At 72.6% G+C, this 12,414-nt stretch carries 14 protein-coding genes; 2 read left to right on the forward strand and 12 right to left on the reverse strand.

Going from position 1 to position 12,414, the window contains the following annotated elements:
• Positions 1–34: 34 nt before the first annotated feature.
• Both QM517_RS09305 and QM517_RS09310 read left to right on the forward strand, forming a co-directional pair.
• Positions 35–616: an RNA polymerase sigma factor gene (locus QM517_RS09305; protein ID WP_238592325.1), complete on the forward strand. Its 582-nt coding sequence runs from the start codon at positions 35–37 to the stop codon at positions 614–616.
• Positions 609–1,676 (forward strand): CU044_5270 family protein, encoded by a 1,068-nt coding sequence (locus QM517_RS09310; RefSeq protein ID WP_283286908.1) that lies wholly within the window; start codon positions 609–611, stop codon positions 1,674–1,676. The genes QM517_RS09305 and QM517_RS09310 overlap by 8 nt, the downstream gene beginning before the upstream one ends.
• 58 nt (positions 1,677–1,734) lie before the next feature.
• On the opposite strand, the gene cofD is transcribed toward QM517_RS09310, so the two are convergent.
• The 12 genes from cofD to hemE all read right to left on the reverse strand — a co-directional run bounded on the left by cofD (position 1,735) and on the right by hemE (position 12,359).
• The gene (gene cofD, locus QM517_RS09315; protein WP_283286909.1) at positions 1,735–2,700 is read right to left on the reverse strand and encodes a 2-phospho-L-lactate transferase; all 966 of its coding nucleotides are present in this window, start codon (positions 2,698–2,700) and stop codon (positions 1,735–1,737) included.
• A gap of 38 nt (positions 2,701–2,738) precedes the next feature.
• Entirely contained in the window at positions 2,739–3,215 is a 477-nt protein-coding gene (locus tag QM517_RS09320; RefSeq protein ID WP_283286912.1) for a DUF2231 domain-containing protein, read from the reverse strand.
• Positions 3,216–3,478: 263 nt separating this feature from the next.
• Entirely contained in the window at positions 3,479–4,819 is a 1,341-nt protein-coding gene (gene hemL, locus QM517_RS09325; RefSeq protein WP_283286914.1) for a glutamate-1-semialdehyde 2,1-aminomutase, read from the reverse strand.
• Positions 4,820–4,959: 140 nt separating this feature from the next.
• The gene (hemB, locus tag QM517_RS09330; RefSeq protein WP_283286917.1) at positions 4,960–5,943 is read right to left on the reverse strand and encodes a porphobilinogen synthase; all 984 of its coding nucleotides are present in this window, start codon (positions 5,941–5,943) and stop codon (positions 4,960–4,962) included.
• Entirely contained in the window at positions 5,940–6,743 is an 804-nt protein-coding gene (locus QM517_RS09335) for a uroporphyrinogen-III synthase (RefSeq protein WP_077049823.1), read from the reverse strand. Before QM517_RS09335 ends, hemB begins: the two co-directional genes overlap by 4 nt.
• Positions 6,740–7,738 (reverse strand): hydroxymethylbilane synthase, encoded by a 999-nt coding sequence (gene hemC / locus QM517_RS09340; protein WP_283286919.1) that lies wholly within the window; start codon positions 7,736–7,738, stop codon positions 6,740–6,742. The genes QM517_RS09335 and hemC overlap by 4 nt, the downstream gene beginning before the upstream one ends.
• Positions 7,735–8,406: a hydrogen peroxide-dependent heme synthase gene (gene hemQ, locus QM517_RS09345; protein ID WP_283286921.1), complete on the reverse strand. Its 672-nt coding sequence runs from the start codon at positions 8,404–8,406 to the stop codon at positions 7,735–7,737. Before hemQ ends, hemC begins: the two co-directional genes overlap by 4 nt.
• A gap of 212 nt (positions 8,407–8,618) precedes the next feature.
• Entirely contained in the window at positions 8,619–8,897 is a 279-nt protein-coding gene (locus QM517_RS09350; protein ID WP_077049826.1) for a hypothetical protein, read from the reverse strand.
• Positions 8,887–9,297: a phage holin family protein gene (locus QM517_RS09355; RefSeq protein ID WP_077049827.1), complete on the reverse strand. Its 411-nt coding sequence runs from the start codon at positions 9,295–9,297 to the stop codon at positions 8,887–8,889. The genes QM517_RS09350 and QM517_RS09355 overlap by 11 nt, the downstream gene beginning before the upstream one ends.
• Before the next feature lie 3 nt (positions 9,298–9,300).
• On the reverse strand, positions 9,301–9,702 hold the full coding sequence (locus tag QM517_RS09360; protein WP_077049828.1) for a hypothetical protein: 402 nt from the start codon (positions 9,700–9,702) through the stop codon (positions 9,301–9,303).
• 117 nt (positions 9,703–9,819) lie between these two features.
• Positions 9,820–11,325, reverse strand: a complete 1,506-nt coding sequence (gene hemG, locus QM517_RS09365) for a protoporphyrinogen oxidase (protein WP_283286925.1) — start codon at positions 11,323–11,325, stop codon at positions 9,820–9,822.
• Positions 11,322–12,359 carry a uroporphyrinogen decarboxylase gene (hemE, locus tag QM517_RS09370; protein ID WP_303655469.1) on the reverse strand — a complete coding sequence of 346 codons (1,038 nt, stop codon included), beginning with the start codon at positions 12,357–12,359 and terminating at the stop codon, positions 11,322–11,324. Before hemE ends, hemG begins: the two co-directional genes overlap by 4 nt.
• Positions 12,360–12,414: the final 55 nt, after the last annotated feature.

The following is a 12,414-nucleotide window of genomic DNA, read 5'->3' on the forward strand; positions in this document are numbered from 1 at the left end:
GAGAACTTTTTCCGCGGATCGGACAATACCCAGTGTGAGCACGAACGACGGCGACATCATCGTCCGGTCCTTGACCCACAGGGCGGCGTTCGCCGAGCTCTACGACCGCCACGAACGCATCGTCCACCGGTACGCCAGTCGCCGTCTCGGCTCCGCACACGCGGAGGACATCACCTCCGAGACGTTCCTCGTCGCGTTCTCCCGCCGTTCGTCGTTCCTCGGGGGCGTCGACGCACGCCCGTGGCTCCTCGGCATCGCCACGGTGCTGATGCAGAAGCACACGCGCCTCGAGGCGCGAGCCTGGCGCGGCATGCAGGCCGCCGACCTCGCACGTATCGACATCGACGACATCGCCGACGCCGACGAGCGGCTGGATGCCGACGGCCTCGCGACTCCGCTGGGCACCGCACTCGCCGACCTCTCACGTGGCGACCGCGACGTGCTGCTCCTCCACACGTTCGGCGACCTCGACTACGCGGGGATCGCCGAGGCCCTCGGCATCCCGCTGGGGACCGTCCGCTCCCGCCTCAGCCGTGCACGACGCAGAGTGCGCGCGGCTCTCGCCCCGCACGTCCACCCGGCCCCGCGCCGAGAAAGAGAGACCTCGCATGGATGACCTCGCCCTCCTCACCCGCCTCCGCGAGGACGTGCCCGGCCGCTCCCCGGCCGACGTCGTGCGGGGCCGCGCCGCCCTGCTGCGCGCCATCGGGACACCTTCCGCCCGCCCGGCTCGCACGCGGCGTTCGTGGATCTGGATCGGCTCGGCGGCCGCGGCGACCTGCGGCCTCGCGGGTGCCCTCGTCGTCGCCGGCCTCCCCGGCACTCCCGGCAGCGCCGATCCGGCCGCCGCGGCGGTGCTGACCTCCGCCGCGACGGCGGCGCGCACCGTGACCGACCCGGTCGTGGGCCCGGGCCAGTACCTGGAGGTGCGGACGGATGCCGTGTACGGGGCGACCGGCACGACCGAAGCCGACGCCGAAGTGGCCCGGCGGGAACGCGATGGCAATGTGATCGCGGAGGACGAGACGTCGTACCTCGAGAGCGAAGTCAGCGCCGTCTGGGTGCCCTCGGACCATGCAGGAGACTGGATGTACGTGTCCTGCGCGCGCACCCCGGTCCAGACCTTCGGGCCGAGATCAGAGACGTTCGCCGCCGAGTCGGCCGGAATCGGTGACGATATCCGCCGCGTGCTGCCCGGCGGGCGCTGGTACGACGGGACCCCGTTCGGGATGTTGAGCGAGGATGACCTCGCGGCCCTTCCCCGCGACCCCGCCCAACTGCTGCAGGAGATCTACCGCCAGAACGGCAACGCCGGCCCGTCCCGCGACGGCGAGGCGCTCGTGTGGATCGCCGACCGGTTGCGCTCGGGCGCTCTGTCTGCCGACATCCGCTCGCTGTTCTACGACACCGCGGCGTTGATCCCCGGCGTCACCATCACGGAGGAGCAGGCCACTCTGAACGGCCGCACGGGCACGGCGATCGGCCGCGACGAGGAGAACAACGGCTTCCGCCAGGACATCATCATCGACGCCACGACCGGTGCCTTCATCGGTGAGCGTGAGGTACTGCTGCGCCCCAGCGCCGACATGCCGGCCGGCACCGCCATCGGCTCGACGTCGGTGACGACGACGGTCGTGGACGCTGTCCCCGAAGGAACCTCGCTGTGCGCGGGGTGACCGGGTGCGGCCCCGCCGACCTCGTGCTTCCGCCGACGCGGAGCGTGACGGTGACCGCCTACGCCCCGAGCGCCACCTCGGCGATCGCGGCCGATGCCTCTTCGTCGCGCATCCACAGCGGTGCGACGACGGCGCGGATCCCGGCGGCCTCCACGTCGGGAGCTGCGGCGGCATCCTCCTCGGCGAGCAGCCACGCGTCGAGCAGACCCTCGGCCGACCGCGCGCCGTAGTGCCGGGCGACGGCCGCGGCCGACGTCTCGACGCCGATCGCCGTCAGGCACACGTCGGCCATCCCGCGCACGACCCGGCCACCGATGATCGGTGACACACCGACCACCCGCGCCGAGGTCGCACGAAGCGCCTCCCGGATGCCGGGAACCGCGAGGATCGGGCCGATCGACACGACCGGGTTCGACGGGGCCAGCAGCACCACGTCGGCCTGCGCGATCGCCTCCACGACGCCCGGGGCGGGGCTGGCATCCACGATTCCGGGGTTCTCGAACCGCGTCGGAGTCAGGGCGGCGCGGTAGCGCGTCCACCACTCCTGGAAATGCAGGCGCCGCCCGTCCTCGACGTGCACGTGCGTGTCGACCTCGCTGTCGGTCATCGGAAGCAGATGGATGCCGAGCGGCCACCGCTCCGCCATCCGACCGAGGACCTCGGTCGGGGTGAGACCCTCGCGCAGCCATCCAGTGCGCGCAAGGTGCGTCCCGAGGTCGAGGTCGCCGAGCGTGAACCACGGCCACCCGGCGCCCCAGGCCTGCAGTTCCTCGTTCACTCGTTCGGTGTCGCCCGCGCGACCCCAGCCGCGAACGGTGTCATTCACTCCGGCGAGCGCGTATGTGATCGAGTCGACGTCGGGCTGGAGCCTCACGCCCGAGAGCCACAGGTCGTCGCCGGTGTTGACGACGACGGTCGCCTCGGGCGCCCCGAGCCGCCGCAGAGCGGCGCGGACGCCGAGGGTGAACTTCGATCCGCCGACACCGCCGGCGAGCACGACGACGCGGGGCTGAGGATTCGGCATCCGTCCAGTCTTCCACCGCGGCGGGGCGGCGCGATGCGTCAGGCGCCGCCGAGTGCGGACCACACCGCGCGGGCACCGCTGTCGCCCACGAGCACGAGGTCGACGGTCGTGCCGATCGCCACCGCGACGGCGACGACGGCGATGACGGCCGTGATGATTCGCGCACCGCCGATGGGGCGGTCAGCGCGCCGAGCGCGCCACCAGAACCACGCCCACTGCGCGACAGCGACCACGATCAGAAAGAACGCCCAGATCACGGGACCGTCGCCCATCTCGGTGTGCGCCTCCACGAGCGCTGTTTCCGGCACCTGGCGTTCCAGCGCCTCGCCCGCCTCCTTCGCCAGCAGCGCGAACCCGCCGCCGACGATCGCGACGATCGGGGTCAGGATGCCGAGCCGCCGACGCGCCGCCGGCCAGACGCTGCCGACGATGAGCATGAGCGCCGCGAGGGGCAGCAGCACGACGACGCCGTGGACGAGGAGGGGGTGAAGCGGGAGGCCCGCGAACTGCCACATGCGCCGATCACAGCACATCCGCGGCATCCGGGTCCAGGCAGGCCATGCTGCCCTTCCCCCGTGGGAGAATCCGGCGGCGCGCATGCGGCACGGTGCGCGGCGATTCCGCCTGCATGAACGCGATCCACGCGCATAAACAGGTGCACGCCGCGTTTCTGCGCGCCGATCGTGTTTATGCAGGGCTGCACCAGGGGCCGCCGCCCCGGCACACGCAGCCCCGACGCCGCGCCCCGCGACAGCGCGAACGGCCCCGCCCGCCCCGCCTACTGCGCGAGCAGCGTCGGGTCCGCCGCCCCGGCCGCGGCACGCGCGGCGCCGGGCAGCGCCTCGAGCACGCGCTCGAGCGCGGAGTCGTCGTGGGCGGCGGTGAGGAACCACGCCTCGAAGACGCTCGGGGGCAGGGAGACGCCGGCATCCAGCATCGCGTGGAAGAACGGTGCGTAGCGCCACGACTGCTGCGTCAGCGCCGTTGCGTAGTCGCGCGGCACCTCGGGGAGGAACGCGACGCCGAACAGGGAACCGGCACGCGGAACGGCGTGCACGACGCCCTCCGCGGTCAGGGCGTCGTCGAGGGCATCGGCGATGCGGGATGCCGACGCGTCGACCGCGGCGTACACCTCGGGCGTCGCGAGCCGCAGCGTCGCCAGGCCCGCGGCGACCGACAGCGGGTTCCCCGACAGCGTGCCCGCCTGGTACACCGGGCCGAGGGGCGCGAGCTGGTCCATGACGTCGGCGCGGCCACCGAGGGCGGCGAGTGGCATCCCTCCGCCGACGACCTTGCCGAACGTGAGCATGTCGGGCAGGTACGTCTCTCCGTGGGACGCCTGCAGGCCCCAGAATCCGGCGGGATGCACGCGGAATCCGGTGAGCACCTCGTCCATGATGAGCAGCGCGCCGTGACTGTGCGCGATGTCGGCGAGGGCCGCGTTGAAGCCGGGCAGCGGCGGGACGACACCCATGTTCGCGGATGCCGCCTCGACGATGATCGCGGCGATGTTCTCGCCGTGCACCGCGAACGCCTCGCGCACCGCGTCGAGGTCGTTGTAGGGCAGCACGAGCGTCTGCGCGGCGATCGGCGCCGGCACACCGGCGGAGCCGGGGAGCGCGAGCGTCGCGACGCCCGACCCGGCGGCCGCCAGCAGCCCGTCGGAGTGCCCGTGGTAGTGACCGGCGAACTTGATCAGCAGGTCGCGGCCGGTCGCGCCGCGCGCGAGACGGATCGCCGTCATCGTCGCCTCGGTGCCCGTCGACACGAGGCGCACCTTCTCGACGGGCGCCAGATCCCCGACGCGCACGCGGTGGGCGATCAGGTCGGCGAGCTCCACCTCGGCTCCGGTCGGCGCGCCGAAGGACAGCCCCCTGGATGCCGCCGACTGCACGGCCCCGATCACCTCGGGGTGCGCGTGGCCGAGGAGCGCCGGGCCCCATGAGGCGACGAGGTCGACGTACTCGCGGCCCGTGGCATCCGTGATCCGGGCGCCCGCGGCGGACTGCACGAACCGCGGCGTCCCGCCGACGGATCCGTACGCCCGCACGGGCGAGTTCACGCCGCCCGGGATGACGTCCTTCGCGCGCGCGAACCACTGGTCGTTGAGGTCAGTCATGTCTTCCATTCTCCCGTCCCTACGTGCGCGAGTCGCCAAGATTTGTCGCCAACAGGGCGGCCGTAGCGACAAATTCTGGCGACTCACGCCACCGCGCGGGACGCGCGGGCGCACGGCAACCACGCGGGCGGAACGCGGGGTTACAGGTCGGCGCGCAGCCAGTGCGCGGCCTCGAGGGCCCAGTACGTCAGGATCGCATCGGCGCCGGCGCGACGGATGCCGAGCAGGCTCTCGAGCACGGCTCCGCGGCGGTCGATCCAGCCGTGGGCCGCGGCGGCCTCGACCATCGCGTACTCGCCCGACACCTGGTACGCCCACACCGGCACGTCGACGGCCGCGCGGACGTCGGCGAGCACGTCGAGGTACGGCAGCGCCGGCTTGACCATCACGACGTCGGCGCCCTCCTCGACGTCGAGCAGCGCTTCGCGCACGCCCTCGCGTCCGTTGCCGGGGTCGAGCTGGTACGAGCGGCGGTCGCCCTTCAGCTGCGAGTCCACGGCCTCGCGGAACGGACCGTAGAACGCCCCCGCGTACTTCGCGGAGTACGCCAGGATCAGCGTGTCGGTGAGACCCTCGGCATCCAGCGCCTGACGCACCGCGCCGACCTGGCCGTCCATCATCCCCGAGAGGCCCAACATCGCCGAGCCCGCCCGTGCCTGCGCGAGTCCCATCGCGGTGTACCGCTCGAGGGTGGCGTCGTTGTCGACGGTGCCGTCGGCGCTCAGCACGCCGCAGTGCCCGTGGTCGGTGAACTCGTCGAGGCACAGATCGGTCTGCACGACCAGGGCGTCGCCGACCTCGGAGATCACCGTCTCGGTCGCGACGTTCAGGATGCCGTTCGGGTCGTCGGCGCCGGACCCGACCGCGTCGCGGTGCTCGGGGACGCCGAAGAGCATGACACCGCCGATGCGGGCCGCCGCGGCCTCGGCGACGACCCGCCGCAGCGAGTCGAGCGAGTGCTGCACGACGCCCGGCATCGAACCGATGGGAACCTGCTCGCTGATGCCCTCGCGGACGAACAGCGGCAGAACCAGCTGCGACGGCACGAGATGCGTCTCGCGGGCGAGGCGTCGGATGGCGGGGGTGCGGCGCAGGCGCCGCGGGTGGTACTCGGGGAAGCTCATGCGGGGGTCTCGGACTCCGGGGGGAGGGTGAAGCGGGCGACGGCGTCGATCAGGGAGTCGACGGTCTGCCGTTCGGCGACGACGTCGACGGTGAGTCCCGCACGCTTGGCATCCTTCGCCGTGCGCGGACCGATCGCGGCGATGACGGTGGATGCCGGGATCTCGGGGAACTGCTCCACGACCTGTTCGGCGACCGAACCGCTCGTGATCAGGATGGCGTTGATGCGACCCGAGTGGACGTCGGTGGCGATCTTCTCGGTGACGGGGACGCCGACGGTGCGATACGCCACGACGCTGCGCACGTGGTGCCCCGCCTCGATGAGCAGCCGGGTCAGCACGGGCTTGGCGATCTCGCTGCGCAGGGTGAGGACGCTGCGCGGCTCGGACTCGAGGTCGATCATCTGCTCGGCCATGCCCTGCGCGGAGTTGTCGCGCTCGGGCACGAGGTCGACGCGGTAGCCGACGGCCTGCATCGCCGCCGCCGTGGTCTCACCGACAGCGGCGACCTTCGTCGTCGCCGGGATCACGGCACGGTAGGCGTAGAGCACGTCGACGGTGGTCGCACTCGTGAGGGTGAGCCAGTCGAACGCGCCGGCGGCGAGGTCGGCGAGCGCCTGCTCGAGGGTCGCCTGGTCGTTCGTGGGGGCGAAGTTGATCAGCGGCGCGATGACCGGGACGGCTCCGCGCTGACGAAGGCTCGCGGCGACACCGTCGCCCCACGGGCCGCCGCGGGGCACGAGGACGCGCCGGCCGGCGAGCGGCTTCTCTGGGGTCGGCGTGTGCCGATGGCCTTCATTCATGTGGTCGACTCTCGTGGTACCAGGTCGGCCGCCCCGCGTTCGAGCAACCGACGCGCGGCTTCTTGGCCCGCACGCGTCGCACGCGCGATGGGTCCCCCGTCGTCGGCAGCATTCGCACCGTTGCCACTGCCAGGTTCCCCACCATACCCCGGCTCCACGCGCACGGTCCGATCGATACCGATCCGATGCGAGCCGTCGAGCGCGTACACGATGGCCCGCAGGCGCAGGTCACCGCCGTGGAGGGCGGCGTGCGTGGCGACGGGGGCGTGGCATCCGGCATCCAGGACGGAGAGGACCGTGCGCTCAGCCGTGATCGCGACGCGGGTGTCGACGTCGTCGAGCGTGACGAGGGCCGCGAGGATCGCAGGGTCGATGTCGGCGCGCGTCTCGATCGCGAGCGACCCCTGACCCGGGGCCGTGGGCCATTCCGCGAGTCCCAGGTACTCGGCCTCGAGACCGCCCAGGTCGCCGCCGAGCCGCGAGATGCCCGCGGCGGCGAGGATCACGGCATCCAGGTCTCCGTCACGGACGCGTGCCAGACGCGAGTCGACGTTGCCCCGGATGTCGCGGACGTCCAGGCCCGGATTCTTCCGCAGGACCTGGGCGATGCGACGCGGCGACCCGGTGCCGACGCGCGCCCCGGCGGGGAGGGCCGAGAGGGCGGTGCCGTCGCGCGTGACGACGACGTCGCGGGCGTCCTCGCGGGACGGTGTCGCGGCGATCACGAGACCGTCGGGCTGCACCGTGGGCAGGTCCTTGAGCGAATGCACGAGGAAGTCGCAGCGGTCGGCCGCCAGCGCCTCGCGCAGACCGTTGGCGAACACGCCGCGACCGCCGAGCTGCGACAGCGACGCGCGGTTGACGTCACCCTCGGACACGATCGGCACGAGCTCGACCGGACGACCGGATGCCGCGGCCACCGCATCGGCGACCATCTGCGACTGCGCCATCGCCAGCGCGCTGCGCCGCGTGCCCAGGCGCAGAGCGGCGCTCACTGGAGGATCTCGGGGATCTCGTCGAGGGTGACGAGACGCCCGGTGTAGAAGGGCACCTCTTCGCGGACGTGGCGACGCGCCTCGGTGTAGCGGAGGTCGCGCATCATGTCGACGAGGTCGGTGAGGTCGTCCGCCTCCATCGGGAGCAGCCACTCGTAGTCACCCAGAGCGAAGGATGCCACGGTGTTGGCGATCACGCCCTTGTACTGGGAGCCCTTATTGCCGTGCTCGATGAGCATCTCGCGGCGCTCGGCCTCGGGCAGCAGGTACCACTCGTAGCTGCGCACGAACGGGTACAGGCAGAGCCAGTCCTTGGCGTCGATTCCGCGCAGGAAGCCGGGGACGTGCGACCGGTTGAACTCGGCATCCCGGTGCACGCCCATGGCGTTCCACGTCGGGAGGAGGTTCTTCAGCAGCTCGGTGCGGCGCAGGCGCCGCAGGTCGCGCTGCAGGGCCTGGGGGTCGGCGCCGTGCAGCCAGACCATGAGGTCGGCGTCGGCGCGCAGGCCGCTGACGTCGTAGAACCCGCGGACGGTCACGCCGTCCGCCTCGATCAGATCGACGAGGTCGGAGAGCTCGGTGGCATCGGCCTCGGTGACGGGGTTCTCGGGGTCGCGGCGGAGGACCGCCCACAGGGTGTAGATGGAGGAGGAGTCATCGTGGGCCATGCGTCAAGTCTCGTCCTCCCGGCGCGCCCCTCCAAACCGGTTGACTCGCCGCCGAATCACCCGCGGCGTCCGGGCTGCGCGAGTCGAACGCACACGTTCGGGTCGAACGCGTACCTTCCGCACGATCGCAACGTGTGCGCTCGCGCGGAACGTACGCTCTCGGCACCACGCGTCGCCGACCGTCTGGAGGGACGCCGCGACGGACGTGGAGGTCAGCGCGTGTAGGCGCGGACCAGGGCCCACACCGTGAGCCCCACGACGGCGGCGACACCGGCGACCGCGGCGGCGGCCGCAGCGGGGTTGCGCCGCGCGGACTCCCGCACTTCGGCGACGCGCACGTCGACGGCGTCGCTCAGCCGGCGCGGGACGTTGGCCTTGACCTCGATCGCGGCCAGCGCCGCCTTCAGCTCGGCGCGGGCCTGCTCGACGGGATCGGCGATGCCGAGCGGCACGGCGGTCTTCGGCACGGGAACGGGACGATCAATACTCATCGCCGGCCTCCTTCACGATGCGGACGTCCTGGGCGATGGCCTGCCCGGGGTTCTCGCGGCCCGAGAGCTTTTTGAAACGCAGGTAGCCCAGCAGCGCCAGGATCGCGGTGATCACGATCATGACCCCGAAGACGACCAGCGCCGACAGCCACACGGGCCACCACGACGACAGCCCGGCGATGACGAACGCGAAGAACACCGGGACGGCCCAGAAGACGACGATCAGGGCGCCGACGAACCAGCCCGCGCCGATTCCGGCATCCTTCGCGGTCTTCGCCGCCCACGCCTTCGCCCCGTTGATCTCGGCGATGACGAGGTTGCGGACGAGCTCGGGGATGTCACCCAGGAGGGTGAACAGGCTGTCATCAGCGCGGTCACGGAAACCGCGGGGAGTGGTCATGCGTCAGCTCTCCGACGACGTGGAGCTGCTCTTGTTCGCCTTGGCCCGCGCGGTGGCGCGCTTCTCGGCGTGCTCGGCGTCATCGACGGAATCCTCGACGGCGTCGGCGACCTCGTGCGCCGAGGCCTTCGCAGCACGGCCGGCGCGCTCGGCGCGCTCGGAGACCGTGCCCGACTGCGATGCGGCGCCGGTGACCGACTTCGCGCCCTTCCACACCACGCCGGGTACGGACTTCAGGGCGGACACACCGAACGCCTTCACCTTCTCGACCTGCCCCTGGACGACGGGCTGGTCCCAGACCTTCTCGGCCTGCGCCTTGATCTGCTCGTACCGTTCGCGGCCCGCGCGTGCTCCGAGCACGTAGCCCGCCACGAGTCCGACGACGAGTGCTGCTTTGCCCCTCATGGGGTCTCCTCACGCTCGATCAGTGCTGGTCGGATCTCACGATAGCGATGTATTCCTGTTCCGGCATCCACCCTTGACAGGATCGCGCTCGGCGCCGACGATCCGGGTCCGAGCGACTCAGCCGCGACGCCACAGGGCGGCGCTGCGCACCCGGTCGGCCTCGGCCCGGGCGTCGGGAATCACCTGCGCCAGCCCTGTTCCCGACAACCATGCGCCCGTGGCCCCGAGCCCCGGAACGGCGTGGACCGCGGCGCGCGCGGCGGCGGTCTGCGCGGCGCGTCCGATCGCTGCTCCGGGCTGGGACTGCACGTAGCGCACGCGGTGGGCGGCGCGCAGCGCGGACGGGGCGAGCACGACCCCGAGCAGAGCCGCCGCTTCCGACAGCGCGAGGGCCGCCGCGGCACCGTCGTCGAGCGTCGCCGTCGCGGGCTCTTCACCCTGAGCTCCGAACGAGACCCGGATGACATGGATGCCGGGCTCGGTGGCATCCCGGACCCAATCCCACTTGGCGGTCGAGTGCGTCAGCGCCTTCGCGACGTGGCTGCCCGGGACGGTCAGGACGCCGGTGCCGCGCGGCGCCGCGTCCAGGGCGGGTGCGTGCACGACGAGCGTCACGACCTCGACGACGGGCGCGATCGGATCGGTGCGGTCGAGGTTCGGAACGACCGGAGCCAGCAGGTCGCGGGCCGCCCCTTCGGGCAGGGCCACGATGACGGCGTCCGCGTGGAGGCCGTCGCCGTCGGTGCGGACGTCCCAGCCGTTCCCCTCGCGGGAGAGGCCTTCGACCGAGACACCGGTGCGCAGTTCCGCACCGAGGTCGCCGAGACGCGCGACGAGCGCGTCGACGAGCCGCGACATCCCGCCGACGATGCCCTCGACCGCGCCGCCGGGCGCCGGGGTGCGGGGAGCGGCACCGGAGACGACCGGGACATCGGATGCCGGAGCGTCCGCCGGTGCGGGGGTCGCGCGCGACGCGCGCAGTTCCGCGACGGCACCGCTCAGCGAACCCGTCCGCGTCAGCGCGGCGTTCAAGCCCGGTGCGGCGAGGTCGACGTCGATGTCGTCCGGTCGGGCGGAGTAGACGCCGCTCGTGACGGGTGCGACGAGCCGGTCGAGCACCCGCGCACCCATGCGCGAGCGCACCAGGGCGCCGAGGCTGTGCTGGTGGCCGATCGTCAGCGGCGGCCGGAGCCGGTCGACGTACGCCCGCCAGGCACCCGCCCAGCCGATGACCCGCCGCACATCCGGAGCCCACGGATTGTCCGGGATGCCGAGCACCCCACCCTTCGGCAACGGGGCGGCCCCGACGCCGGGCACGCCCGCCACCCACGCTCCCGCGGCGTTCGGGGCCACGACCTGGTCGGCGAGGCCGAGCTCTGCGAGCAGCCCGCGGACGATCCCGCCCCGCGTCGCGAAGCTCTCCGCGCCGACGTCGAGCGTGAGCCCGTCGACCTCCGCGGAGCGCACGACGCCCCCGAAGGCATCCGAGGCTTCGAGCACGGTCACTCGGATGCCGACCTTGGCGCACTCCAGCGCCGCGACGAGCCCCGAGACGCCACCGCCGACGACGACGACACGGCTCTCGTGCGCGTGCTCGGCGAGGCGTTCGAGCGGATCGCTCATTCCCCCTCCCCGTGCGCGCGGGCGACGATGCGCGTGAGCACCGTCGGGTCGGTGTCGGGAGGCACGCCGTGGCCGAGGTTCAGCACGTGGGCGCGCGCGGCGCGTCCGCGGGAGAGCACGTCGTCGACGTGCGCGGCGAGCACCGGCCAGGGCGCGCCGAGGAGGGCCGGGTCGATGTTCCCCTGCAGCGTGGTGTCGGGGCCGACGATCGCGGCCGCTTCGTCCAGCGGCATCCGCCAGTCCACGCCGACCGCGTCGGCGATCCCGCCGAGGCGCATGTCGGCGAGGAACGGGCCGGTACCGACACCGAAGTGGATGCGAGGGACCTCGACGCCCTCGAGGGCCGTCCGCGAGTGGGGGGCGACGTACTCCAGGAACGCCGAGCGCGAGAGCGAACCGGCCCACGAGTCGAAGAGCTGCACGGCCTGCGCGCCCCCGTCGATCTGCGCGGCGAGGAACGCACGCGACACCTCGGCGAGCCAGCCCGCGAGGCGGTGCCACGACTCGGGGTCGGCGTGCATCATTCCGCGGGCCCGGAGGTGCTCCTTCGACGGACCGCCCTCGACGAGGTAGGCGGCGAGGGTGAACGGGGCCCCGGCGAAGCCGATCAGCGGCACCGCGTCGTCGAGTTCGGCGGTGACCAGCCGCACGGCCTCGCGGATCGGCTCGGCGGCGGCGGCCACCTCGGCGGGATCGATCGAGGTGACCCGCGCGACGTCGTCGGCGGTGCGCACCGGCTCGGCGAACACCGGGCCGCGGCCCGGCTCGATCTCGACAGCGACCCCGGCGAGCCGCAGCGGCACGACGATGTCGCTGAAGAAGATCGCGGCATCCACGCCGTGTCGACGGATGGGCTGGAGCGTGACCTCGGCGGCCAGGTCGGGCGTGAGGCACGCGTCGAGCATGCGGGTGCCCACGCGCAGTTCGCGGTACTCCGGCAGCGAGCGCCCCGCCTGCCGCATGAACCACACCGGCTGCCGCTCGGGGCGGTCGCCACGGAGGGCGCGGAGAAGGGGAGCATCGGGAGAGGCCATGGCATCCATCCTCCCATTGGCCTTCTGGGAGAGAGGGGGATGCCTCGACGTCGAG

The sequence above is a fragment of the Microbacterium sp. IEGM 1404 genome (genome assembly GCF_030056775.1).
Lineage (GTDB): Bacteria > Actinomycetota > Actinomycetes > Actinomycetales > Microbacteriaceae > Microbacterium.

Excerpts from the sequence above, each read along its gene's own strand:
- QM517_RS09310 (WP_283286908.1), top strand. The coding sequence starts at position 609 with ATGGATGACCTCGCCCTCCTCACCCGCCTCCGCGAGGACGTGCCCGGC.
- cofD (WP_283286909.1), bottom strand. The coding sequence starts at position 2,700 with ATGCCGAATCCTCAGCCCCGCGTCGTCGTGCTCGCCGGCGGTGTCGGC.
- QM517_RS09320 (WP_283286912.1), bottom strand. The coding sequence starts at position 3,215 with ATGTGGCAGTTCGCGGGCCTCCCGCTTCACCCCCTCCTCGTCCACGGC.
- hemL (WP_283286914.1), bottom strand. The coding sequence starts at position 4,819 with ATGACTGACCTCAACGACCAGTGGTTCGCGCGCGCGAAGGACGTCATC.
- hemB (WP_283286917.1), bottom strand. The coding sequence starts at position 5,943 with ATGAGCTTCCCCGAGTACCACCCGCGGCGCCTGCGCCGCACCCCCGCC.
- QM517_RS09335 (WP_077049823.1), bottom strand. The coding sequence starts at position 6,743 with ATGAATGAAGGCCATCGGCACACGCCGACCCCAGAGAAGCCGCTCGCC.
- hemQ (WP_283286921.1), bottom strand. The coding sequence starts at position 8,406 with ATGGCCCACGATGACTCCTCCTCCATCTACACCCTGTGGGCGGTCCTC.
- QM517_RS09350 (WP_077049826.1), bottom strand. The coding sequence starts at position 8,897 with ATGAGTATTGATCGTCCCGTTCCCGTGCCGAAGACCGCCGTGCCGCTC.
- QM517_RS09355 (WP_077049827.1), bottom strand. The coding sequence starts at position 9,297 with ATGACCACTCCCCGCGGTTTCCGTGACCGCGCTGATGACAGCCTGTTC.
- QM517_RS09360 (WP_077049828.1), bottom strand. The coding sequence starts at position 9,702 with ATGAGGGGCAAAGCAGCACTCGTCGTCGGACTCGTGGCGGGCTACGTG.
- hemG (WP_283286925.1), bottom strand. The coding sequence starts at position 11,325 with ATGAGCGATCCGCTCGAACGCCTCGCCGAGCACGCGCACGAGAGCCGT.
- hemE (WP_303655469.1), bottom strand. The coding sequence starts at position 12,359 with ATGGCCTCTCCCGATGCTCCCCTTCTCCGCGCCCTCCGTGGCGACCGC.